18 protein-coding genes are annotated in these 22,899 nt (G+C 76.5%); 13 read left to right on the top strand and 5 right to left on the bottom strand.

Annotation, left to right across the window (positions count from 1 at the left end; all coding sequences use genetic code 11):
- Nucleotides 1-13: 13 nt before the first annotated feature.
- Genes SLAV_RS33560 through SLAV_RS33550 form a run of 3 tightly spaced genes read right to left on the bottom strand, consistent with a single transcriptional unit; the run spans nucleotide 14 to nucleotide 2,744 of the window.
- On the bottom strand, nucleotides 14-835 hold the full coding sequence (locus SLAV_RS33560; RefSeq protein WP_030234377.1) for a DUF4097 family beta strand repeat-containing protein: 822 nt from the start codon (nucleotides 833-835) through the stop codon (nucleotides 14-16).
- Nucleotides 832-1,488: a response regulator transcription factor gene (locus SLAV_RS33555; protein ID WP_030234373.1), complete on the bottom strand. Its 657-nt coding sequence runs from the start codon at nucleotides 1,486-1,488 to the stop codon at nucleotides 832-834. Before SLAV_RS33555 ends, SLAV_RS33560 begins: the two co-directional genes overlap by 4 nt.
- A complete protein-coding gene (locus SLAV_RS33550) occupies nucleotides 1,476-2,744 on the bottom strand; it encodes a sensor histidine kinase (protein ID WP_078950474.1) in 1,269 nt (422 codons plus the stop codon). The genes SLAV_RS33555 and SLAV_RS33550 overlap by 13 nt, the downstream gene beginning before the upstream one ends.
- Nucleotides 2,745-2,920: 176 nt before the next feature.
- Between SLAV_RS33550 and SLAV_RS33545 the strand changes: the two genes are divergently transcribed.
- On the top strand, nucleotides 2,921-3,316 hold the full coding sequence (locus SLAV_RS33545) for a hypothetical protein (protein WP_051841171.1): 396 nt from the start codon (nucleotides 2,921-2,923) through the stop codon (nucleotides 3,314-3,316).
- Nucleotides 3,317-3,378: 62 nt separating this feature from the next.
- Here SLAV_RS33545 and SLAV_RS33540 read toward each other — a convergent pair whose 3' ends face one another.
- Nucleotides 3,379-3,789, bottom strand: a complete 411-nt coding sequence (locus SLAV_RS33540; protein ID WP_030234357.1) for an organic hydroperoxide resistance protein — start codon at nucleotides 3,787-3,789, stop codon at nucleotides 3,379-3,381.
- Between the two features lie 120 nt (nucleotides 3,790-3,909).
- On the opposite strand from SLAV_RS33540, the gene SLAV_RS33535 reads away from it, so the two are divergent.
- Entirely contained in the window at nucleotides 3,910-4,383 is a 474-nt protein-coding gene (locus SLAV_RS33535) for a MarR family winged helix-turn-helix transcriptional regulator (protein WP_030234354.1), read from the top strand.
- Nucleotides 4,384-4,396: 13 nt separating this feature from the next.
- On the opposite strand, the gene SLAV_RS33530 is transcribed toward SLAV_RS33535, so the two are convergent.
- A complete protein-coding gene (locus tag SLAV_RS33530) occupies nucleotides 4,397-4,837 on the bottom strand; it encodes a MarR family winged helix-turn-helix transcriptional regulator (RefSeq protein WP_030234340.1) in 441 nt (146 codons plus the stop codon).
- Nucleotides 4,838-4,976: 139 nt separating this feature from the next.
- On the opposite strand from SLAV_RS33530, the gene SLAV_RS33525 reads away from it, so the two are divergent.
- The 11 genes from SLAV_RS33525 to SLAV_RS33475 all read left to right on the top strand — a co-directional run bounded on the left by SLAV_RS33525 (nucleotide 4,977) and on the right by SLAV_RS33475 (nucleotide 22,746).
- Nucleotides 4,977-6,509 carry an MFS transporter gene (locus tag SLAV_RS33525; RefSeq protein WP_030234332.1) on the top strand — a complete coding sequence of 511 codons (1,533 nt, stop codon included), beginning with the start codon at nucleotides 4,977-4,979 and terminating at the stop codon, nucleotides 6,507-6,509.
- A gap of 204 nt (nucleotides 6,510-6,713) precedes the next feature.
- A complete protein-coding gene (locus tag SLAV_RS33520) occupies nucleotides 6,714-7,571 on the top strand; it encodes a DUF4132 domain-containing protein (RefSeq protein ID WP_030234329.1) in 858 nt (285 codons plus the stop codon).
- Nucleotides 7,568-12,562 carry a DNA-binding protein gene (locus SLAV_RS33515; protein ID WP_234333728.1) on the top strand — a complete coding sequence of 1,665 codons (4,995 nt, stop codon included), beginning with the start codon at nucleotides 7,568-7,570 and terminating at the stop codon, nucleotides 12,560-12,562. The genes SLAV_RS33520 and SLAV_RS33515 overlap by 4 nt, the downstream gene beginning before the upstream one ends.
- 132 nt (nucleotides 12,563-12,694) lie before the next feature.
- A complete protein-coding gene (locus SLAV_RS33510; protein ID WP_030234324.1) occupies nucleotides 12,695-13,849 on the top strand; it encodes an ATP-binding protein in 1,155 nt (384 codons plus the stop codon).
- A complete protein-coding gene (locus SLAV_RS33505) occupies nucleotides 13,846-17,418 on the top strand; it encodes a DUF5682 family protein (protein WP_030234321.1) in 3,573 nt (1,190 codons plus the stop codon). The genes SLAV_RS33510 and SLAV_RS33505 overlap by 4 nt, the downstream gene beginning before the upstream one ends.
- Nucleotides 17,415-19,547, top strand: a complete 2,133-nt coding sequence (locus tag SLAV_RS33500) for a hypothetical protein (protein ID WP_030234318.1) — start codon at nucleotides 17,415-17,417, stop codon at nucleotides 19,545-19,547. Before SLAV_RS33505 ends, SLAV_RS33500 begins: the two co-directional genes overlap by 4 nt.
- 284 nt (nucleotides 19,548-19,831) lie before the next feature.
- Entirely contained in the window at nucleotides 19,832-20,467 is a 636-nt protein-coding gene (locus SLAV_RS33495; RefSeq protein WP_030234315.1) for a restriction endonuclease, read from the top strand.
- A 295-nt stretch (nucleotides 20,468-20,762) separates the two neighbouring features.
- Nucleotides 20,763-21,524 carry an HNH endonuclease family protein gene (locus SLAV_RS33490; protein ID WP_078950473.1) on the top strand — a complete coding sequence of 254 codons (762 nt, stop codon included), beginning with the start codon at nucleotides 20,763-20,765 and terminating at the stop codon, nucleotides 21,522-21,524.
- A complete protein-coding gene (locus tag SLAV_RS33485) occupies nucleotides 21,521-21,802 on the top strand; it encodes a hypothetical protein (protein WP_030234312.1) in 282 nt (93 codons plus the stop codon). The genes SLAV_RS33490 and SLAV_RS33485 overlap by 4 nt, the downstream gene beginning before the upstream one ends.
- 85 nt (nucleotides 21,803-21,887) lie before the next feature.
- A complete protein-coding gene (locus SLAV_RS33480; RefSeq protein ID WP_030234310.1) occupies nucleotides 21,888-22,124 on the top strand; it encodes a DUF5302 domain-containing protein in 237 nt (78 codons plus the stop codon).
- 211 nt (nucleotides 22,125-22,335) lie between these two features.
- Nucleotides 22,336-22,746 (top strand): rodlin, encoded by a 411-nt coding sequence (locus SLAV_RS33475; protein WP_030234308.1) that lies wholly within the window; start codon nucleotides 22,336-22,338, stop codon nucleotides 22,744-22,746.
- Nucleotides 22,747-22,899: the final 153 nt, after the last annotated feature.

Genomic DNA, 22,899 nt, shown 5'->3' with positions numbered 1-22,899 from the left:
CCCCGCCGCCCGTTCAGTCGGCCGGGGGCCGGTGGCCCGCCGTGGCGGTGCCGGATTCGACGGAGAGGTCCAGGGTGCGCGGGGCCGACGGGTCGCGGAGGCTGTCGTCCACTTCGCAGCGGCCCCAGCCCACGTGGCTGGTGACGCGGTAGCGGGTGGCCGCGGGCAGGGTGAGGTCGAGCCGGCCGGCGCCGACGCGGCCGGTGACGCGGTCCGGCGGGGTCACGAAGCGGACCTCCGCCCGGCCGGCGCCCGCGCGGACGTCGGCCTGCCGGGAGGCGAGGCCGACTGCACGGAGGGTGCCGGAGTCGACGTCGGCCCGCAGGGGTCCGCGCAGGCCGGACAGGTGGAGCGAGCCGGACTGCACCTGCGCGTCGACGGTGCCCTCCAGGCCGCTGATGCCGATCCGTCCTGAGGTTCCGGAGATCTTGACCGGGACGCCGATGGGCACGGTCACCGCCAGCCGTACGGAGCAGCCGAGTTCGTCGGTGGCCGAGACGGTGTCGCCGGGGCAGCGCGGGGTCAGCCGCAGGGTGTCGCCGAGCCAGCTCTCCTCGATCACCGGTCGCCCGAAGGACCAGCGGACGTCGGCCCGGTAGCCGATCTGCTGGTCGCCGCGCGGGGTGACGTCCACGGTGGCCGCGCCGGCGGCGATCTCCACTGCGGTCACCGTCCGTCCGGCGCTGCCGCCCTCCAGGACGCCGGTGTGGCCGCTGCCCATCGCCCACACCTGCCAGCCGGCCGGGACGAGGACGAGGACGGCGCCGAGGACGGCGGCGCAGTACCAGGCACCGCGGTGCCCGCTCCCGGCGGCGACGGGCGCGGGGCGGGTCACGGGGTGCCGTCCAGGAAGCGCAGCACGGCGAGGACCCGGCGGTGGGCCTCGGCGGCCGGGGGCAGGTCGAGCTTGGCGAAGATGTTGTTGATGTGCTTCGCCACGGCGCTCTCGCTGACGACGAGCCCGTCGGCGATCGCGGCGTTGGAGCGGCCCTCGGCCATCAGCGCGAGCACCTCGCGCTCGCGCGGGGTCAGGCGTTCCAGCGGGTCGGGCCCGCCGCCGCGGCGCAGCAGCAGCTGGGCGACGACCTGCGGGTCGAGGGCGGTGCCGCCGCCCGCGACCCGGCGCAGGGCGTCGACGAACTCCTCGACGTCGGCGACGCGCTGCTTGAGGAGGTAGCCGATGCCCGCGCCGTTCCGGGAGGACAGCAGGTCGGCGGCGTAGCGCTCCTCCACGTACTGGGACAGCAGCAGCACGGCCGTGCCGGGGCTCTGGCTACGGATCACCAGGGCGGCCCGGACGCCCTCGTCGGTGAAGCCGGGCGGCATGCGCACGTCCACGAGGGCGAGGTCGGGGCGGTGTTCCTCGACCGCGGCGAGCAGCCCTTCGGCGTCGCCGGTCTCGGCGCACACCTCGAACCCGGCCATTTCGAGGACTTTGACAAGACCTATGCGCAGGAGGACGGAGTCCTCGGCGATCACAGCCCGCACGGCAGCTCCACAGTGACGACGGTCGGGCCCCCGAGGGGGCTGTTGATCAATATCGTTCCGTCGACCGACCCTACGCGTTTGCGCAGGCCCACCAGGCCGGATCCGCCCGCCGGGTCCGCGCCGCCGACGCCGTCGTCGGTGACGACGATGCGCAGCAGGTCCCCGCGGGCGCCGGTGACGCGGGCGATCGCGACCGAACAGCGGCGGGCCCGGGCGTGCTTGGCCACGTTGGCGAGGGTCTCGGAGACCACGAAGTAGGCGACGGCCTCGATGGTGGGGCCCGGCCGGACGGCGATGTCCACGGTGAGTTCGACGGGCAGCGGCGCTCGGGCGGCGATGCCGGAGAGCGCGGCGTCCAGGCCGCGGTCCTCCAGGACGGCCGGGTGGAGGCCGCGTACGAGGTTGCCGAGTTCCTCGATGGCCTCCTTGGCCTCGCGGTGGGCCTCGTCGATGACGGCCCTGGCCTCGGGCGGCAGGTCGGGGAGGGTGGCGCGGGCGATGCCGAGGTTCATGGCGAGGGAGACCAGCCGCTGTTGGGCGCCGTCGTGCAGGTCGCGCTCGATGCGACGGCGTTCGAGGTCGGCGGCGTCCAGGACCCCGGCCCGGCTCTCGGCGAGGTCCTCGACGCGCCGCTCCAGCTCGCGGGCCCGGTTGGGGCCGAGGAGGGCGGCCGCGGCGGCGGCGTCCAGCCGGGTCAGGGCCGCGGCCGCCCAGGGGGCGGCGAGCAGCAGCAATGCGCCGAGCACGGTGATCGTGTCGTACTGGGCCTGCCAGCCGGTGGGCGGCCCGAACGGTTCGTCCACGGGCAGCATCCAGGCCCAGGCGTACACGCTCGCCGCGACGGCGCCGGCCGCCCAGGCGAGGACGAGGAGCGCGGCGCCGGCGGCGACGAGCGGGGCGGCCACGAGGTGGTAGCCGTACTGCCGCCAGATCGATTCGGAGCGCAGCCGTTCGGCGAGGCCGCGGGCGGTCGTCCAGGGGTGTTCCCGGACGACCGGCGGTATGTCCAGGCCGAGCAGGGAACGGAAGCGGCTGCGCTGGACCCCGGTCAGGAGCGGGGAGCCCACGACGGCGAGCAGCAGCAGGTTGGGGGTGTGGCCGGGGGCGGCGACGAGCAGCGCGCTCCCGAGGACGAGGGGCAGGGTGGGCACGATCGCCGCCGCGGCGAAGGCGGTGTTGCGCCAGGCCCACGCGGACCAGGGGGTGTGCGCGGCGATCCAGGTGTACGTACGCCGCAGGGCGCCGCGGGTTGTCATGTCCGTACGGTAACGGCAGTGATCACCGGCCGGCCACCACCCTGGCGCCCGGTGGGGGGTGTACCTGGCACCACCCCCGGTTCGGACGGTGGTGCTACTGATCTGCGCGGCGCGCTGAACGAGAGTGGTGGTGTGCCCGGCGGACGGTCCGGCGGGCCGGAAGGAGACCCGCAGCCATGGCCCTCGTCGCCCCGCAGTTCCGTATCCGGCGCACTCCCCGCCTGTCTACGGTGCTCACCGGTGCAGGGGTGGCGCTGCTGCCGTGGATGGTGGTGCTGGCCAAGACGATGCCGGCGACGGCGGAGGTCTCCAACTGGCCGGCCGCGTGGATCGGTCTCGACGCGATGCTGGCCCTCGGGCTGGCCGGGACGGGGGCGCTGCTGCGCAAGGGGGACCCGAGGGTGTCGCCGGTGGCGGCGGCCACCGCCGCGCTGCTCCTGATGGACGCCTGGTTCGACGTCACCACCTCGGCGGGCACGAGCGGTCAGGGCATGGCGCTCGTGCTGGCGCTCGGTGCGGAGCTGCCGATGGCGGCGGTGTGCGCGGTGGTGGCCGCCCGGCGCGCGTCCTGAGACGGGGCGCCCGCCCGGGCGACGGGCCACGGGGTCCGGGCCCGGGAGGCCCGGTGCCGGTCCTACTCGACGACGAGCTCGACCGGGATGTTGCCGCGGGTGGCCTTGGAGTAGGGGCACACCTCGTGGGCCTGCTTGACCAGCAGGGCGCCGGTCTCGCCCGCGAGGGACTCGGGGAGCTCGATGCGCAGGGTCACGGCGAGGCCGAAGCCGCCGGCGTCCTGGCCGATGGAGGTCTCCGCGGTCACGGAGATGTCGCCGGTGTCGACCTTCATCTGGCGGCCGACGAGGCCGAGCGCGCTGGCGAAGCAGGCCGCGTAGCCGGCGGAGAAGAGCTGCTCGGGGTTGGTGCCCTGGCCGTTGCCGCCGAGCGCCGGGGGCATGGCGAGCGCGAGGTCGATCTGACCGTCGGAGCTGACGGCGCGGCCCTCGCGGCCGTTGGCGGTGGCGACGGCGGTGTACAGCGCGTCCATCGGGAGGTCCTTTCGGAGGGGGTGGGGCGGCTCGGGGCCGTTCCTGACCACCACTAGAGCACACAATTCAGTTGTGCACAACTCAATCGCTCGTGAGTGCGCTCCGGTACACTGGCGCCCATGACCGAGCAGCCCGCAGCCGCCCTCCGCGACCAGGACTTCCTCCGCCTCGACGGGCAGATCTGCTTCGCCCTGGGCGCCGCGAACCGGGCCTTCGGGGGGCTCTACCGGGTGGTCCTGAAGGACCTGGGCCTGACCTACCCCCAGTACCTCGTGATGCTGGTGCTGTGGGAGAACGGCACGACCCCGGTCAAGGAACTGGGCCGGCGCCTGCGGCTCGACTCCGGCACTCTCTCCCCGCTGCTCAAGCGGCTGGAGGCGGCCGGCCTGATCCGGCGCGAGCGCAGCGCGCAGGACGAACGGTCGGTGCACGCGGTGCTCACCGACGAGGGCACCGCCCTGCGCGAGCGCGCGGTGGAGGTCCCGCGCCGGATCGCGGCGGCCACCGGCTTCGAGCTGACCGAGATCCGCGACCTCCAGGTGCGCCTGGCCCGCCTCACGGCCGCACTCGACGCGGCCGTCCCCCAGGACTGAGGGCGGCCGGACCTCAGGCGGTGCGCTCCATGGTGGGGCGCAGGCGTTCCAGCAGGGCGTAGAGCGTCGCGCTCTCGGCCGCGTCCAGGATGTCCAGCGCGCCGTGCGTGGCCTGCATCTCCTCGCGGACCCGGCGGATGGTCTCGCGGCCCTCGTCGGTCGCGACGACGTTCTTGACCCGCCTGTCGGCGGCGGAGGGCTCGCGCCGGACCAGTCCGCGCGCCTCCAGCCGGTCCACGATCCCGGTGACGTTCGAGGCGTCGCAGGCCAGGAGGGTCGCGAGGCCGCGCATCGGGACCGGACCCTCCAGCTGGGCGAGGACCTTGGCCTGCGTGGAGGTCAGCCCGTACCGGCCGGCCGCCGCGGCGAAGTCCCGCCACTGCGCGGTGCCGATGGCGGCGAGCAGTTCGAGGAGTTCCAGCTTGCTGGGGGCATGGGGGGCGGTGGCGCTCATACCCAGGGAGCGTACGCCAGGATCGTTGACATTATCAACCTTTTACTTGACCTCCTTAACTATTGCTGGCTACCTTCATCCAAGTACTTGATGACATCAAACATCTGCGTCCTGAAGCAGTAAGAAGGTCCTGCCAGTCATGAGCTCCGCCGCATCCGCCCCCGCCGAAGCGAGGAACAGGAACGAGACGGTCATCGTCTTCGCCCTGAGCCTCGCCGCCATGGTCGTGTCGATGATGCAGACCCTGCCCGTACCGATCCTGGGCCTGATCCGCAACGACCTCGGCACCTCCACCGCCAACGTCAGCTGGGTGACCACCGCCACCCTGCTGTCCGCCGCCGTCTTCACCCCGCTGCTCGGCCGCTTCGGCGACCAGCACGGCAAGAAGCCCACCCTGGTCGCCGTCCTCGGCGTCATGGTCGCGGGCTCCGTGGTGGCCGCGCTGGCGACCTCGCTGCCACTGCTGATCCTGGGCCGGGTGCTCCAGGGCGCCGCCACCGCGATCTTCCCGCTGGCCCTGTCCGTGCTGCGCGAGGAGGTCCGCCCGCAGAAGCTCCCCGGCGCGATGGCCCTGGTCAGCGGCACCCTGGCGTTCGGCAGCGGACTGGCGCTCGTCGCGACCGGCCTGCTGACCTCCGGTGCCGACGCCGACTACCGCAACGCCTTCTGGATGGCGACGGGCTTCGCGACGCTGGCCCTGCTGGCCGTCGTCCTCCTGGTCCCGGCCACCCGCCACAAGACCGGCGGGCGCACCGACTTCCTGGGCGCGCTGACCCTGGGCATCGCCCTGCTGCTGCTCCTGCTCCCGATCTCGCAGGGCCACGAGTGGGGCTGGTCCTCCGCCCGTACGCTGGGCAGCTTCGCCGGCGCCGCCGTGATGACCGCCGTCTGGGTGCTGGTGGAGCGCAAGGTGCGCGAACCCCTCGTCGACATGAAGATGTTCGTCCACCGTCCGGTGCTCATGGCCAACCTGGCCGGCATCCTCGTCGGCTTCGGCATGTTCGCGAACTTCCTGGGCGTCTCCTACCTCGTCCAGATGCCCGAGAAGCTCACCGGCTACGGTTTCGACGCCTCCATCCTGCGCGCCTCCGTCGAGTTCCTGCTGCCCGGCGCGATCGTCTCGCTGCTCGCCTCCCCCGTGGGCGGCCAGCTGGTCCGCCACCGCGGTCCGCGCGTCGCGCTCGGCCTCGCCGCCGCCCTCGGCGCCGTCGGGTTCGGCTGGCTGGCCCTCGACCACGGCCACACCTTCTCGGTCATCGGCGCGGGCCTGGTCGTCGGCGCGGCCGTGAGCTTCGGCTACGCGGCCATGCCCGCCGTGATCATGTCGAGCGTCCCCCACCACCAGAGCGGCATCGCCAACGGCATCAACTCGATCTCCCGCTCCACGGGCAGCGCGATCGGCAGCGCCATCGTCACCACGATCCTGGCCTCCAAGACGATCGAGCACCTCCCGGCGGGCGTTCCGGCGCTGCCGGCGGAGTCCGGGTTCACCCTGACCTTCTGGATCGGGGCCGGCGCCTTCGCGCTGGTCGCCCTGATCAGCTGGCTCGGCCTGCGTTCCGGCCACGGGCCGCGTGCGGCCGCGACGGCCTCCCCGGCCGTGGCCGCCGCCGCTCCGGAGTCCGCGGACAAGGCCGCGGCGAAGGTCGCGGACACCGCCGACGCCGTCTGATCCCCCGCCACTTCCCGCGCGCAGCCCCCGGTCCCACGGACCGGGGGCTGTGTCGCGTCCGGGTCCGCGGACTCCGGGCGGCCCTGCGGGCGGCGTTGTCAGTGGGGCTCGCTAGTCTCCCGACATACCGCAGCCCAGCAGGCGTTGATGCCTTGCTCCGGGCTGCGCAAGACCATTTTCGGACAGGCGGAGGGGCACGGGCTGATGGCTTGGCTGGCGTTGGACGAGGGGTACGAGATAGCCCTCGTGGAGGGGCGGGTCGCGGTGCGGCGGCCCGCGGGGCGGCAGTTGAAGACGGTTCCCAAGGCGTTGCGCGACCATCCCGAGGTGGACCGGCTGCGCCGGCTCGCCGAGTGGCTCGACCGCCACGAGGCCGCGTGCGCCGCCCAGGTGGACACCTGGATGGTGTCCTCCCTGCCGGTGCCGACCGCCCTCCTCGCCCGGGTCTGGCCCGACGAGGCCTGGCAGGCCGCGCTGCGCGACCTGGCCGTCGTCCCCGACACCGACGCCGACGAGGTGGGTTTCCTGCGCGACGCCACCCCCGAGGGCGAGCTCAAGGTGGTCAACCTCGACGGCGAGACCGTACGCCTGCGGCCGCTCACGGTCACCCTGCCGCACCCCGTGCTGCTGCCCGACCTGGACGACGTACGGGAGTTCGCGGCGGAGCTGGACATCACCCAGCGGGTCGAGCAGATCCACCGGGCGACCTGGACGAAGCCCGCCGACCTCTCCCCCGCCGCCACCGAGGTGCGCGACTACGCGGGCGGCACCTTCCCCACCCGCTTCAGCCTCGCCGCCCGCGCCACCGGCCTCGGCTACCGGGTCGCCGGCGGCTACGCGACCTGCAAGGTGCGCGACGCGGGCCGGGCGGTGGAGGCGGCCGTGTGGATCGGCGAGCCGTACTGGGAGGACGAGTCGGAGACCGGGCCGCTGAGCTGGCACGACGAGGAGGGCCGGGCCGTACGGCTCGGCGAGGTCGGACCGGTGGCCTGGTCCGAGGGGATGCGGATGGCCGCGGCGCTGTACGCCGGGCGCAAGATCGAGGAGGGCGGGGACGCATGAGCACCACCGACACCATGAGCACCACCGACACCGGCGCGGGCGCCGAGGGCACCGAGGGCGCCGAGGGCGCCGAGAGCACCGACGGCGCGAGCGCCGCGCTGCTGGCCGCCGGAGCCGTCCTGCCCGTCGGCACCACCGGTGCCGGGCCCGCCGCCGTCCCGCTGACCGCCCGGACCTACCGTCACCCCGCGCTCGGGGACGACCGCGTCGTCGTCCGCCTCGCCGCCGCCGAGCTGGGCGCCGCCGAGGACCTCGCCGCCGGCTTCCTCGGCCTCGTGCCGCAGGGCGAACCGCCCGTCGTCGGACTCGGCCGGCGCCAGGCGCTCGGCTTCCCCGAGTGGGTGCTGGTGCACCACCCCGAGGACGGCCACCACGCCCTCGCCGTCGTCCCCGAGCTGGACCGGCTCGCGCGGCAGGCCAAGACCAAGCCCAAGGCCGCCCTCGACGCCTGCCACGAGCTCGCCGACCGGCTCGCCCTCGCCGTCCCGCACTTCCTGCCCGTCTTCTACGAGCAGGCCGCGCGCGTCTTCCTCGGCGTCGAGAACACCACCTACGCCGCCCAGCTGTTCGGCCGGGCCCGTGCCAGCGAGGCCGGGTACGGCCTGGCCGTGGACGAGGACCGCCTCGACGCCGTCTTCCTCGAATTCGCCCTGGCCGGCGCCCTGCCGGTGAAGGTCCTCACCGGATACGGCAAGGAGCTCTCGGCGCGGGTCTCCCCCGCCGAGGCCTTCGACCGCTTCCGCCGCCTGTGCGTGCGCCGCACCGCGGGCGGGCTCCCGCCCTCGGCGCAGGCCACCACCGAGCTGCGCCGCCTGGCCCGCGCCGCCGGGCTGACCGGCGGCGAACCCGAGCAGGAGTACCTCGCAGAACTGCTGCCGCTGCCCGCCACGCTGCGGGCCGCGGCCGGCTGGTGGAAGTCCCACCGCACCGCGCTCGTCGCCCTGGCCCGGCGCGTGCCGCCGGTCCGCGGGACCCTGCTCGGGATGATGCCCGGCAGCGGCGGAGAGGCGGGCGAACTGGCCGCGCTGTGGCTGGAGGTGCTGGAGGAATCGGGCGCCACCGCCGGACTCGCCGACGCCGCCCTGCCCGAGGCCGAGCGCTCCCCCGACGGCACGGCCGGCTGGCTGGAGCGCTTCCACACCGCCCGCCACGCGGGCTGGGGGACCCCGCCGGCGCTGCCCGCCCTGCTCTCGCTCGTCGCGCGCTGCGCCGACCGGCTGCGTGAGGAACTCGCCCTGCCCGGACGCGAGAACGGCCTGCGCCTGGCCCTCCAGGACGTGAACCTCATCGACCTCCTGCTCTCCCTCGGCCTGTCCGTCGCCGATCCCGGCGACGCCTGGCAGGGCGTCATGGGCCTGGACCAGTGGGCCCAGTCCCCCGAGCCGCGCGACCTGAGCGCGCTGTGCGCCGACGAACGGCTGCGGCCCGCCTTCTTCCGCACCCTGGACCGCTTCAACGGCAACGGATCCGGCGGCCGCGGGACCGTGCGGCGCCTGGCCGAGTGCGCCGGCAGCCGCGCCCTGCTCGCCGAGTGGGTCGGCCAGGTGGCCGCGACCTCCACGGCGGCCGCCCTGCCGGACCTGCCCGAGGCCATCCGGCGGCTGACCTGGCTCCCCGCGGAGGCGCTCGCGCTCGCCCCGCAGGAGGTCTCCCGGGCCGCCGCCACCGACGTGGGCGGGATCCTCGCCCGCACCCTGCGCGGCGGACTGTTCGAGGAACTCGTCTGGCCCGCCTGGGAAGAGGCCGTCACCGCGCTGTCGCCCGCGGGCAACCGGCGGCAGCTCACCGTGATGGACGCCTGGCCGTACGTCATCGTCGCCAACTCCGCACAGGTGCGCGTCATCGACGCCGACTCCACCGTGCTGACCCACGACCTGCGGATCCCCGCCACCGCCGGCCAGTACCGGCAGGGCTTCCACTACACGGACGGCGACCTGCTGGTGTTCTGGGTCCCGTACGACGGGCCCGTGCAGGGCTACTGGCTCAGCTCCCCGGGCGACGTCCTCACCCTGGACTCCTCCGCGAACTACTGGTCGGTGCGCTCCGAACACGTCACCCTGCCCCTGCCCGGCGGCGGCCGCGCCACCGGCGGCGGCGTCCTGCACCGCGGCGACAGCAAACTGCCCGTCGAGTGGCCGGTGATCAGCGACGGCACCTCGTACTGGGTCTGGGAGCGGGGCGCCGCGATGGGCGAGTCCGACTGGGCCGAGTACGACCCCACCACCGGACTGCACGGGCGGCGTTCCCTGCCCGGCTTCCTCGCCGACGCCCTGCGCGACCACCCGAGCGGCAGCAGCCTGGCCGACGGCACCGGCCAGAACTGGCTGCGCCCCACCCCCACCGTCGAGGGCTCCGTGCTGGGCGCGCCCGTGGACGGGCTGCTCGGCTGGCGTGCGGTCCGCGTCCCCGGGCAGGGCTGGCACGGCTCCGACAACGCCGGACGGTCGGTGGCCCTGGGCGAGGGGTCCCGGATCCCGCACCACGCCGTGTCCCTGCCCGGCGACGACCGGCCGCGCGCCGTGTCCAGCGACTGGCGGACGCTGACCCTCACCGACCCCGAGGGCGCGGCCGTCTCCCGGGTCAGCGGCGACCACCAGAGCCCGGCCTACTCCACGCGCGGCGCGGAACTGCCGCCGCTGCCCTACTGGTACTGCCTGCGCGCCCGGGACCCCGAGGGTTCGGCGGCGCTGCGCACGGTGGACGCGGCCACCGCCGGGGCCCTGCTCAAGACCGTCGCCGAGGCCGAGAAGGGCGCGGACGTGCCCGCGCTGGTGGGGGCCGCCCTGCCGGGCGTCGCCGCGCCCGCGCTGCTCGCCGGTGTGACCGCGGCCGTCCGCGCCGCGCTGGTCCAGCAGCGGGCCCTGGCCAAGGTGTCGGAGGACCTGCTGCGGGGCCCGGTGGCCCCGCGGACCGCTCCGGCGGACCGGGGACCGGCCGACCACCTCCTGGACGGCGCCCTGGACGGCCTGGTGGGCAGCGGGTACTACCGCTATGGCGGGGAGAGCGACGCCACGTTCCGCTTCCTGCGGACGCTGGCCAAGGCCGCCGGTGACGCCGCCGCCGAGGGGGTGCCCGGCCGGCTCCACCTCGACGTGCCGAAGCTGGCGCACTCGGCGTTCCCCTGGACGGGGCCGTTCCTGGAGCAGCCGGCCGCGGTCGCCTACCGGATGGCGGTCGCCGGTACCACCGACGAGCAGCGGGCGGCGCTGCGCCGGGTGCTCGGCGAGGTCGGCGCGCTGGGCCTGGACTCCGCCGAGGGCTGCGCCGCGCGGTGGCGCCGGGTGCGGGTCCGGCTGGACTCGGCGCACCTGGTGGGCGGCAACGGGCGGGCGCGCAACCCGCGCCACCGCTCCGTACTGCCGCTCGGCGGCGGAGCACTGCTCGCCGTGACCGACCACAGCGAGGTGCTGCCCGACGGGCAGGAGTTCGACGGGCTGCTGCACGACCCGTCCGGCGCCTTCGCCGTACCGGCGCCCTACGCCCCGGTCGGGGCGGGCTCGCCCGTCGGCGACCCGGACCGGGCGGCCGGCTGGCTGGCCGCGTTCCTCGACGAGGCCGACCGCCGGGGTCCCGCGCCCTGGTTCGCCTCCGCGGCCGAGGAGTTCGGGCGGCTGACCGGGGTCTCCGCCGCGCTGGCGGCGCTGGTGCTGGCGGGCCTGCCGCGGCTGGACTCGTACGAGCGCGCGTTCCTTCCCGCGGAGCTGCGCGCCGTCCTCGGGGTCAAGGCCACCGACGCCGCGCACGCCCGTGACGACCTGAAGGAACTCGGCTTCGACGTGCGGCGCGAGCTCGTCGCGGCGCTGCTGCCCGCCGACCCGGCCCGGCTGTGGACCGACGGCCCGGACGCGGCCGCCGCCGCGCGGGTGTGGAACCAGCGCGTGGGCCGTCGTACGCCGGTTCCCGAGTGGGTCCTCGCGGAGGCCTCGCGGGACGTGCGCACCCCCTGGCCCGCGCACCGGGCGCTGCCCGAGCTCCTCGGGCCGGCGTCGTCCCCGGTGCTGTCCGCCGACGTCGAGTGGGCGGTCAAGGGGGATCACGTGGAACCCGTCGTCCCCGTCAGCCGGTCCTTCGACGCGGACGCGCTCAGCGGGGCGATGGCCCTCACGGCCTGGCTGGCGCACCGGCTGCCCGCGGGTCACCCCGTCCGGGCCTGCCTGCCGCCCGCGCTGACGGCGGTCCGGCAGCGGCTGGCGGCCCCCGGGCTGCTGCTGACCGCCGGGCACTACACCTCCCTGGCCGACTTCCGGAGCGCGGCCGGGGCTCCGACCGAGACCGGTGAGGGGTACGAGCGCTACGGCGCGGTGGTCCTGGCCACCCACGACGACCGGCCCCGGCCCGCGCTGCGCACGGCGCTGCTGGACTCCACCGGTTCGGACCCGTACCTGCCGCTGCTGCGCGGCGTCGACCAGCGGCCCTCCGCGGCCGAGACGGCGCTGCGGCTCGCCCACGACCCGGCGTTCGCGGCCCTGCTCGCCGATCCGGGGGCGCCGGTGGCGGGCGCGGTCGCCAAGGACGGCACCTGGTGGACCCAGGACCCGGGCCGCAGCGTGCCGGGGCTGGTGGCCGAGGCGGAGGCCGCGTACGGGCTGGGCTCCGACGCCGCCGCCCTGTACCTGATGCTGCTCGCCATGCCCGACCCGACCGACCGCAACACGGCGCGGTGGACCGGCTGGAAGCCGGCCCGGATCAAGGCCGCACGGGTCGAACTGGCCGCCACCGAGCTGGTGGTGCAGGCCAGCCGGACCCGGGCCGGACGCACCCTGTTCCTGCCCGGGGGCTGGGCCGAGCCCGGTTCGCCGGTGCTGCCGGTGGAGCAGTGGAAGCTGCCGATGTACCCGGCGGCCCCGGGCGGCGTCCCGGTGCTGGGCGTGCTCGTGCCCACCGAGCCCGCCGCGGACCTCTACCGGCGGGCGTGGGGGCGGGTCCGGGAGGGTGACGTCCCGCGCTTCGAGCAGCTGAAGGTGAAGCGCACGGCGGGCCGCCGCCGCTGATCCCTCCGGAGCGGGTGCGGGGGCGGACCGGCACTGCCCCCGCACCCCCTCCCCACGCCCCTCTCCACGTCTTTCGCTCCCTTCACACCCTTCGTTCGAGACTTCCCCAAGCCCAGAGGACCCGAGGAACCGATGACCCTCACCGAACAGCCCGCTCCCGCCCGGCAGATCGTGCCCGCGGAGGAGCGGTACGCCGACGAACTCGCCTTCCTCGCCGCCCAGGACACCGGCCCCCGCCCGCCCGGCTGGGCGCTGACGCCGCGCGCGGTCGTCACCTTCGTGTGCGGCAGCGAGGGGGCCGAGCTGGCCCTGCCCAAGCGGCGCGCCGGGCTGCCGGCCAAGCTGGTGATCGCGCCGAAGTTCGTCGGCGAACGCGCCCTGGTGGAGCGGTGCGTGGTGACCCTGGCCGGGGAGCGCGGACTGCTGCTCACCGGCGAACCGGGCACCGCCAAGTCGATGCTGTCCGAGCTGCTGTCCGCCGCCGTCTGCGGCACCAGTGCCCTGACCGTGCAGGGCACCGCGGGCACCACCGAGGACGCCTTCCGCTACGGCTGGAACTACGCGCTGCTCCTCGCCCAGGGCCCGACCCCGCAGGCCCTGGTCGACTCCCCCGTGCTCTCCGCGATGCGGACCGGGCGGGTGGCGCGGGTCGAGGAGATCACCCGCTGCCTGCCCGAGGTGCAGGACGCGCTGGTGTCGATCCTGTCCGACCGGCGGGTCAGCGTGCCGGAACTGACCGCCACCGAGGACGCGCTGGTCAGCGCCGCCCCCGGGTTCACCGTCATCGCCACCGCCAACCTCCGGGACCGGGGCGTCTCGGAGATGTCCGCGGCGCTCAAGCGCCGCTTCAACTTCGAGACGGTCGCGCCGATCGCGGACCCGGACGCCGAGGCCACCCTGGTCCGCCGCCAGGCCGTCGCCGCCGTGCAGCGCGCCGGGGCGGCCTTCGGGGTGGACGACTCCGTGCTCGACGCGCTCGTCACCGTCTTCCGCGACCTGCGCTCCGGGCGCAGCTCCGAGGGCTGGGACGTGGAGCGGCCCGGCACGGTCATGTCCACGGCCGAGGCCGTACAGGTGGCGGCCTCGCTGGGGGTCGCGGCCGCGTACCTGCCGGGCGGCGACGTGCTGGACCTGCTGCCGGGACACCTGCTGGGCGTGGTGCGCAAGGACGACCCTGCCGACCACGGACGGCTGCTGGGCTACTGGGACGGCCCGGTCCGCCGCCGGGCCGAGGACGGCTCGGCGATGTGGCGCCGGCTCTGGGACCTGCGCGGGAGCCTGCGTTGACGGTCACCGATCCGCGGGAGGCGCTGGCGGCGCTCGCCGCGTCGCGCGAGCCCTACCTGCTGGGCGTCCGCCACCACAGTCCCGCGCTCGCGGCGGTGGTCCCGGCCCTGCTGGACGAGGCGGGGGCGGAGGTCGTCTGCGTGGAGCTGCCGGCCGAGTTCCAGCCGTGGGTGGCCCACCTGGCCGACCCGGAGACGGTCGCGCCGGTGGCCCTGGCCGGGCTGGGGCGGGAGGGCCGCCTGGCGTTCTACCCGCTCGCGGACTTCTCCCCCGAGCTGGCGGCCGTCCGCTGGGCGCGGAGCCGGGGCGCGGAGGTCGTCTGCTGCGACCTCCCGCTCGCCGACCGGGGCTGGTCGGCCGGCCCGGCCGAGGCTGACCGGGTGCCTGCCGACCCGGCTGTGGCGGAGCCCGCCGAGGCCGGGGCCGACGGGTTCGCCGGGGCCGGGCCGAACCGGTTCGCCGACGGGCTGGTCGCGGCCGGGAGCGGGCGCGAGGGGGACGACCTGTGGGACCGGGCCGTGGAGGTGCTGGCCCCCGGGTGCACCCCGGAGGCCGTGCGCCGCGCCGCGCTCGGCGTCGGCTGGGCCCTGCGGACCGACGCGCGCGCCGTGCCCCCGGTCGACCTGGCCCGCGAGGCCCACATGCGGCGCGTGATCGCCGCCGCGGCCGCCGGTGGCCGCCGGGTGGCCGCCGTGATCGGCGCCTTCCACGCACCGGCCCTGACGGCGTGCCGCTCCGCGGCGGACCCCGCCGCCGGGGCGGGTGCGGAGGGTGCACAGGAAGCACAGGGTGCGCGGGGTGCGTCGCAGGAGGTCGTCACCTCGTTCGTGGCGTACTCCCACGACCTGCTCGACTCCCGCTCCGGATACCCCGCCGGCATCCGGGACCCGCTCTGGCAGCAGGCCGTGCTCGAAGCGGGCGGCGACCCCGAAAGGCTGCGGGAGGCCGCCTCCGTCGCCGTCACGGGCGTGTGCCGGGAACTGCGCCGCGCCGGGCACACCGCCGGCACCGGCGAGGCCGCCGAGACCCTGCGGCTCGCCTGTGACCTGGCGGTGCTGCGCGGGCTGCCCGCGCCCGGCCGGGGCGAACTGCTGGAGGCCGTGCAGACGGTGCTCGGGCACGGCGAACCCCTGGGCCGGGGCCGGGCGCTGGCCCGCGCCCTGGAGGCCGTGCTGGTGGGCACGGGCCGCGGCCGGACCACCCCGCACGCCCCGCGTTCCGGGCTCGGGCCGTCGGTGGAGGCGGAGCTGGCCGCGCTGCGGCTGCCGTCGCCCGAGGACCCGGCCGCCCGGGAGGTCCGTCTCGACCCGCTGCGTTCGGAGCTCGACGGGCGCCGCGAGGTGCTGCTGCAGCGGCTGCTGGTCTGCGGGGCCTCCTACGGGGAGCCCGTGGGCGTGGCCGCCACCGGCGACGGCACGGCCCTGGGGAGCAAGTGGCGGCTGTCCTGGACGCCGTCCGTCCCCGCCCGGCTGGACCTGGCGGGGGTCCGAGGCGTCACCGCCGCCCAGGCGGCCTCGGGGACGCTGCGCGAGGTGGCGCGCCGCGAGGCCGCCGAGGGCGGCCCGACGGCGGCGCAGGTGCTGACCGGGCTCGCCGCCGCCGCGCGCTGCGACCTGCCCGCGCTGGTCGACGTACGACTGGACGAGCTGGCGGCGGTCCTGCCGGAGAGTGCCGCGCCGGCGGAACTCCTCGACGCCGTGGACCTGTTGGAGGGGCTGCGCCGCGGCCACCTGCCCGGTGCCTCCGCCGGGGCCCGGGAGCGGTCCGGCGCCTTGGCCGGTGAGCTCCTCGACGCGGCCGTTCGGGCCCTGCCCGGCCTCGCCGGCAGCGACGACCCCGCCGACGCGGGCACCCTGGTGGCCCTCGCCGACCGGGCCGCCGTCCGCCGCCTGGGGCTGCGCATGGACGCCGCCCTGGCGGAACTGGCCTCCGGCGCGAGCCCGTTGATGCGGGGCGCGGCCCTGGCCGTGCGGGTGCTGCTGGACCTGGACCCGGCGGCCGGGCTGGGCGAGCGGGCCGCCGCCTGGGTCGACGGCGCGGCGGGTCCCGACGGCCGGCGCGCCCTGGCCCGCCGGCTCACCGGCCTGCTCAGCGCCGCCGGACCGCTCCTGGACGCCTCTCCGGCGGCCCTGACCCCGCTGCTGGACCGGGTGGACGCCCTGTCCGACGAGGCGTTCCTGGAGCGGCTGCCCGCGCTGCGCGCCGGCTTCGACGTGCTCGCGCCGGCGGCGCGGGAGCGGCTGCTGGCGACCGTCACCGAGCGGCTCGGCGACCGGGTCGACCTGTCGCTGGACGCGCCGCCCGCGCTGCTCGCGCTGTGGGCCGCCGCCGACGCCGCCGGGCTCGCGGCGCTCAAGGACCTCCCGGTCCCGGCGCGTCCGGCGGACGCCGAGGTCCCGGACGGCGGACCGGACGGGGCCGCGCCCGCGCGCCCGGAGCCGCCGGACGGCCGCCGGCTGGCGCCCGCCGACCGGTGGCGGCTGCTGCTCGGCCGGCAGCGCGACCGGCTCCCGGCCGGCGCTGGCCGCTACGCGCGGGCACTGGACGAGCTGTACGGGGCCGGGCGCGGCGAGGGCTCCGGCGACGTGGGCCGCGACGGCCCCGGCGGCGGGGACGGCCCGTCCTTCCCGACGGCCCGTGAGTGGGCGGCGGAGCTGGAGGCGCTGTTCGGCTCCGACCTGCGGGAGGAGGTGCTCGCCGACGCGGCCGACGCGGGCCGCACCGACGTGCTCGCGACGCTCGACCCCGGATCCGTACGCCCCTCCGTGGAGCTGCTGACCTCGGTGCTCTCCCTCGCGGGCGGCATGCCGGAACAGCAACTCGCCCGGCTGCGGCCCCTGGTACGGCGTCTGGTCGACGAGCTGGCCAAGGAACTCGCCACCCGGCTGCGGCCCGCTCTGTCGGGGCTGGCCACACCGCGTCCGACCCGCCGCCCGGGCGGCCCGCTCGACCTGGCGCGCACCCTGCGGGCCAACCTCGCGCACACCCGGCGGCTGGACGACGGCCGGGTGGTGGTGGTCCCGGAGCGGCCGGTGTTCAGCACGCGCGTCTCGCGCGAGGCGGACTGGCGGCTGATCCTGGTGGTCGACGTGTCCGGGTCGATGGAGGCCTCGGTGATCTGGTCGGCGCTGACGGCGGCGGTGCTGGGCGGGGTCCCGACCCTGTCCACGCACTTCCTCGCGTTCTCCACCGAGGTCGCCGACCTGACCGACCGCGTGGACGATCCGCTCTCGCTGCTGCTGGGGGTCCGGGTCGGCGGCGGTACGCACATCGCGGCGGGGCTCGCGCACGCGCGCACGCTGATCACGGTGCCGAGCCGCACGCTGGTCGTGGTGGTCAGCGACTTCGAGGAGGGTGCCCCGCTCGGGGGCCTGCTCGGCGAGGTGCGCGCGCTGGCCGCCTCGGGCGCCCATCTGCTGGGCTGCGCCGCGCTCGACGACGCGGGCGCGCCCCGGTACTCGGTGCCTGTGGCGCGGCAACTCGTGGCGGCCGGCATGCCGGTGGCCGCCCTCAGCCCCCTCGCCCTCGCCCGCTGGGTGGGCGACCGACTCCGTGGAGAACCCCGATGAGCAGCACCCTGTTGCCCCCCGTCGCCCCCGAGGTGCTGGCGGAGGCGGTGGAAGGCCTCACCGCCCGGCTGCGCAAGCGGCTCGACGCCGCCGTCGAGGCGTGCGGGGCGGGGGCCGAGGCCGGACCGGACGGCACGGTCGCGCTCCGCTTCGGTGAGGACGCGGTGGTCACCCTGAGCCCGGGCCCGTCGGGGACGGTCACGGATCCGGCCCAGGCCGTCTGCACCTGCCTGCTGGCCCCCCGCTGCCTCCACCGCGCGGCCGCGCTGGGCGCGGCACCCCTGGCGGACCCGGAGCCGGAGCCCCTCCCGGGGGTGGACACGGAGTCCGGACCCCGACCGGGTCCGGCCGCGGGGACCTCCCCGGAGAGGGGCCCGGGTTCCCACCCGGAGGCCGGGACGAACCCCCTCGCGGGGTCGCAGACGGCCGCCCGAACCGACCCGGCAACCGGATCCCACCCGGCACCGGGGATCCTCCCGGAGGCCGCCGGGGCCGGATCCGGCACGGCCACCGGGACCTCTCCGGAGGCGGGCGCCGGGGCCGGACCCGGCGCGGACGCGGGGGCACTCCCCGAGGTGGGTGCGGGGTCCCTCCCCGGGGTCGGGGCGAAGGGCCTCGCGGGGCCGGGGGCCGCCGCCCGTCCCGCGGCGGGCTCCGGGCCGCTCCCGGGGGACCGCCCGCGGGCGCGGCCCGGAGGGGATGCCGGCGGGGACGCTGCCGTCGCGGTGACGGCTGCTCAGAGGGCGGCCGGGGCCGGGTTGTGGGCGGTCGGGGCCGAGGCGCTGGCCGCCGGGGTCACGGCCGCCGGTGCGGTGGCCCAGGCGGAGCTGCTGCGCGCCGCGCACACCGCCCGCCTGGCCGGGCTGCCGCAGGCCGAGGCCGCCGCGCTGCGCGTCGTACGGGGTCTGCGCGCCGCGCGCGAACGGCACGCGGCGCAGCGCCTCGGCGATCTCTCCGCCGCCTTCCGCGAACTGCTGACCTCCGCCGCGCTGCTGGCGTCCGGCACCGGCGGTCCGGGGCTGACCGGCGGGGCCCGCCGCGCCTACACGGCCGGGGGCAGCCTGCGCGTCTACGGCCTGTGCCGGGAGCCGGTGCTGAGCGCCACCGGGTACGGGGGCGTGGTCACCCACCTGCTGGGCGCGGACGGCTGCGCCTACTCCCTGTCGGACGTCCGCCCCGGCGGTCTCGCCCGCGCCCGGGGTGCGGGGGCCGCCTCCGTCGCCCTCGGCGGCGGGGTCCTCGACCACGCCGGGCTGGCCCGGGCGGGCCTGCGCGTCGTCGGCGCGACGGTCTCCGCCGACGGGCGGCTCGGCGCCGGGCGCGGGGTGCGGGCCACGCCCATGCCCGTGACGCCGTGGACGGCGGAGCCGCTGGCCGCGCTGTTCGCGCGCCCGGCCGCCGAGGCCGTCGCGGAGCTGCTGTCCCGGGAGGAGGCCGAACCGGGCCTGCTGGGCTGCGACGTCGAGGTCGTCGGCGCGGCCGGGGAGCACCTGCTCGTACGGGAGGCCCGCGCGGACGCCCCGCTGCTGCGGCTGCGTCCCGCGCATCCGCACCCGGAACTGGCCCACACGGCCAACCTGCGCCGCCTGGCCGGGTATCCGGGGCTGGCGGTGCGCGTCCTGGGCCGCCCGGACCCGGACCGAGCGGCGACGCTGAGTCCCCTGGCGGTGGGGCCGGTGCCCGGCGCCGCCTACACGCTGCGGCTGCCGCCGGAGTGGCGGGACCGGGCCGACCTGGGCTACGACCGGCTCCAGGGCGCCCACTTCCCCGGCGAGGCCCCCGCGGCCACGGCGGAGGCGGCGGTGCCGGGTCCGGACCCGTTGGCCGACGCACCGCTGTGGCGGGTGGGGCGGCTGCTGGAGACGGGTGTCGCGGGAGGCCGCCGCGCGGTGGCCGAAACCGCGCGGGGTCCACAGCCGCTGACCGCGTACGGTCCGCTGCGGCGGGCCGGGTTCGGGGCGGCGGCGGACCTGACGGCCGCTCTGGTGGCGGAGGCGGACCGGCGCCCCCGGGACGTCTTCGGGCGGCTCACCGACGCCTCGTCGGACGGTTACGCCTGGGCCTGGCTCGCCGCGTCCACCCACCTGAAGGCGGCCCGGCGCTCCCTGGTCACCGCCTCCTGGACCTGACCGCCCCGGCGGCCGAGGCCGCCCCGGGCCCGACAGGGGAGGCGGCTCCGGCGCGGGCGGGGTGTCATGCGCTCCCCGTTTTCGGCCAAGTCCTTCGGGCGTCAGGCCCGGTCACGGGGGCGTCGACCGCCCCTTCACGGGGTCCGGACCGGCTGCCGGTGTGGCCGGATCCAGGCCCTCGACTCGACTTCCATGACGATTCCACCCTTTCTGGACCCCGGGCTGCCCACACTCTTCCCGGGAGGGCCCCGCACCGCGGCCGGCCCCTGAGCGGAGGGGGCTCGATGGCACGGGAGGGCTACCACCTCGTACGGGAGCGCGGCCGCGCCGATGGGCCCGGGAGGCGGATCGCCGTCGGGGGCCTGGTGCTCGTGGCGCTGGTGGCCGTCGCCGGGGTCGCCGCCGCGCAGGGCCGGCCCGTGGCGCTGGCGACGGCCCTCGCGCTGGTGGCCGTGGCCGGGTGGCGGACCCTGAACCGGGCCGCGCGCCCCGCCGCCCTGCGGATCACTTTGGCGGAGTTCGACGCCATGGGCCACGAGGAGTTCGCGTACGCGGTGCGCGACCTGCTGGTCCGGGACGGCTGGGGCGCGCGGGGGGCCGCCGGGCACGGCCGCCTCCTCGTCCGCGCCCGGCACACCCGCGCGGGCGCCGCCGGAGCCACCGTCGGCACCTCGGTGATGGCCGAGGCGAAGGGCGCGGCGGGTCCGGCGCACCGGGCCGAGCACGCCGTGGTGGTCACCAACGGCGGCTTCACCCCGGACGCCAAGGCGTGGGGCGAGCGGCACGGCGTGCGGTGGATCGACCGCGAACTGCTGCGCCGCTGGGCCGAACAGGGAGCCCCGCTCGCCGACTTGCTCCGCCTGCCGCCGGACCCGCTGCGCCCTCCGCAGTGGCGGTCCCTGCGGACCCGGACCCGGTAGGGCCGCGCTCCTACGATGGCGTACGGCGGGCGGCTCGGGGACGGCTCGCCTGGCTCGTGACCGGCGCCGGGGCCGTGGGCGAGGACCTCCGCCGGGAACCGGTGTGCCTGAAGCTGTCTTCGAGGGCTCGGAGCCGGTCTTCCAGGCGGCCGGTGGCACCTGGGGCGCCCTGCATCCGTGGGAGGGGTGGGAGGGGTAGGACCCCTCCGGACACTCCGCACCGCCCGCTGCGGGGTTGGTTGTCCGGTTATGGGTAGGCTTCCCGGGTCAGCGCGGAGTCTCCTCGGGGTGGGTCATGGGTCGTCAGTCAGGTGTGCGCGGCGCGGCGGTGGTCGTGGCGGCCGTGCTGCTCGGTATCAGCGGGTGCGGCGGGCCGGGGCACTCCGGGGACGGCAAGACCGGGAGTGCCCCCGGACCGGGCACGGCCTCCGGCCCGAACGGGGGCGCGAGTTCCGCACCGCCGGCGCCCTCGGGGGCCGCCGGAGCGCCGGCCCCGGGGGACGTGCTGCCCGGGCTGGTGAGCGCGGCGGCCGCCCGGACCCGGCTGGCGGCGCTGACGACGGGCAAGCCCGGCACCATGGCCGGCTACAGCCGCGACAAGTTCACGCACTGGGCCGAGCAGGGCAACAAGTGCGACACCCGCGAGGTGGTCCTCAAACGGGACGGCGCCGACGTCACCCAGGACGCCGAGTGCCGCGCCCTGACGGGCCGCTGGAAGAGCCTCTACGACGGGGCGACCGTCACCGAGGCCGCGAAGCTGGACATCGACCACATGGTGCCGCTCGCCGAGGCCTGGCGCTCGGGCGCCTCCGCCTGGGACGCGGCCCGGCGCAAGGCCTTCGCCAACGACCTGACGCGGCCGCAGCTGCTGGCGGTCTCGGCGTCCTCGAACCGCTCCAAGGGCGACCAGAGCCCTGACCTCTGGCAGCCGACGGACAAGTCGAGCTGGTGCCAGTACGGGCGCGCCTGGACCACCGTCAAGTCCCACTACGCACTGACCGTCACCGACGCCGAGAGGGCCATGCTCACCACCATGATCGACACCTGCGCCCCGTGACCGGGCCCGGAGCGTCCGCCTGGCAGGACGAGGTCCTCGCCGGCCCCGGCGGGGCCATGACCGACGAGGTCGGGGTCATCACCGGCCCGCTCACGCTGCGGACGACCCGCGGGGCGGACGGTACCGTCGGGTTCGCGATCCAGTACACGGACGCGGACGAGTGGTACACGCTGACCGGCAGCCCGGTGGCCCACGGCGATCCGTACGCCCTGCACACGGCCGCGCTGCGCGCCATCCGCGCCGGCGGCGGGGCCGAGGCACCCCTCCCGGCCCCCTGACCAGCCGCCCCGGTACGAACCCGATGGCCCGCGGACGGCCCGGCTGACAGACTGGGCCGACGTGATCACTCCAGGAGGCAGACCGATGGCTGACGCACCACAGACCCCGCAGGCCGACGGGGCCCAGACGGACGGGGACGCGGCGGACGTCCCGCAGGACGAGTCCCCGGCCGACGCCGCCAAGCGCAAGTTCCGCGAGGCGCTGGCGCGCAACGCCGCGAACGCCCAGTCCCAGCAGTCCCACCAGAGCCGGGCGAAGGTGCAGGGCTCCAGCTCCGGCGCCGGGGGCAAGAACAAGAAGGTCCGCCGCAAGACCGGCTGACGCCGGGGGCCCGGCCCGGCCCCACCGTCCGCGGGGGAGCCTGCCGGCAGACGCCGGGGACGGCCGGGGGCACCTCCGGGCGTCCCCGGTCGCCGCCGGGCCCCGGCGAATCATTGGGCCGCATGGGTGATCGGCGATAACCCCTGACCGCGTGGGCAGTTGATCAGGACGTCCCGCCGGGGACAGCTCATGCGACAGAAGGATCCCCACAATGCTCAAGAAGTTCATGGCCACCGCCGCGGTCACCGCCTCCGTACTGGGCACGGGCGCCCTCGCGGCCTCCCCGGCGATGGCGATCGGGAACGACAACGGCGTGAACACCGTCAACGGCAACGGCGCCGCGCAGATCTACGGCAACCAGGAGACCAAGGGCGCCCAGAGCCCGCAGCTCAGCGCCGTCCAGGGCTCCCTGAACAAGCTCTGCGTCGGCCTGCCCGCGAAGGTCAACGCCCAGTCGGTCCTCGCCGCCCTCAACATCGGCGTCCAGGACATCAACGTCCTGTCCAACCCGCAGAACCAGCAGTGCGCCGAGAACTCCACCCAGGCCAAGGGTGACGAGTCGCTGTCGCACATCGTGGACAACATCCCGGTCCTGTCCGGGAACCTGTCCGCCGGCAGCTGACCCCAGCGGCATCCGGAACGGCGTGACGGCCGTGGCCGTCACGCCGTTCCGGCGTTTCCGGAGCCCCGCGCCCCACCCGGAGAGTCTTGGTCTAGACCTTGACAGGTCCAGACCATCTTCGCTTCAGTGGCGGTAGCCGTCGCACCCCCACCC

It is taken from the genome of Streptomyces lavendulae subsp. lavendulae (assembly GCF_002803845.1).
GTDB lineage: Bacteria > Actinomycetota > Actinomycetes > Streptomycetales > Streptomycetaceae > Streptomyces > Streptomyces lavendulae.
The sequence above is the reverse complement of the archived record's forward strand: the minus strand, read 5'-3'. Positions and strand labels throughout refer to the sequence as shown.

What these genes read in the sequence shown, in the direction of transcription:
- SLAV_RS33515 (WP_234333728.1), top strand. Translation starts at nt 7,568, where the DNA reads ATGAGCACCACCGACACCATGAGCACCACCGACACCGGCGCGGGCGCC.
- SLAV_RS33490 (WP_078950473.1), top strand. Translation starts at nt 20,763, where the DNA reads ATGGGTCGTCAGTCAGGTGTGCGCGGCGCGGCGGTGGTCGTGGCGGCC.
- SLAV_RS33500 (WP_030234318.1), top strand. Translation starts at nt 17,415, where the DNA reads ATGAGCAGCACCCTGTTGCCCCCCGTCGCCCCCGAGGTGCTGGCGGAG.
- SLAV_RS33525 (WP_030234332.1), top strand. Translation starts at nt 4,977, where the DNA reads ATGAGCTCCGCCGCATCCGCCCCCGCCGAAGCGAGGAACAGGAACGAG.
- SLAV_RS33480 (WP_030234310.1), top strand. Translation starts at nt 21,888, where the DNA reads ATGGCTGACGCACCACAGACCCCGCAGGCCGACGGGGCCCAGACGGAC.
- SLAV_RS33530 (WP_030234340.1), bottom strand. Translation starts at nt 4,837, where the DNA reads ATGAGCGCCACCGCCCCCCATGCCCCCAGCAAGCTGGAACTCCTCGAA.
- SLAV_RS33550 (WP_078950474.1), bottom strand. Translation starts at nt 2,744, where the DNA reads ATGACAACCCGCGGCGCCCTGCGGCGTACGTACACCTGGATCGCCGCG.
- SLAV_RS33475 (WP_030234308.1), top strand. Translation starts at nt 22,336, where the DNA reads ATGCTCAAGAAGTTCATGGCCACCGCCGCGGTCACCGCCTCCGTACTG.
- SLAV_RS33545 (WP_051841171.1), top strand. Translation starts at nt 2,921, where the DNA reads ATGGCCCTCGTCGCCCCGCAGTTCCGTATCCGGCGCACTCCCCGCCTG.
- SLAV_RS33520 (WP_030234329.1), top strand. Translation starts at nt 6,714, where the DNA reads ATGGCTTGGCTGGCGTTGGACGAGGGGTACGAGATAGCCCTCGTGGAG.
- SLAV_RS33495 (WP_030234315.1), top strand. Translation starts at nt 19,832, where the DNA reads ATGGCACGGGAGGGCTACCACCTCGTACGGGAGCGCGGCCGCGCCGAT.
- SLAV_RS33510 (WP_030234324.1), top strand. Translation starts at nt 12,695, where the DNA reads ATGACCCTCACCGAACAGCCCGCTCCCGCCCGGCAGATCGTGCCCGCG.
- SLAV_RS33535 (WP_030234354.1), top strand. Translation starts at nt 3,910, where the DNA reads ATGACCGAGCAGCCCGCAGCCGCCCTCCGCGACCAGGACTTCCTCCGC.
- SLAV_RS33540 (WP_030234357.1), bottom strand. Translation starts at nt 3,789, where the DNA reads ATGGACGCGCTGTACACCGCCGTCGCCACCGCCAACGGCCGCGAGGGC.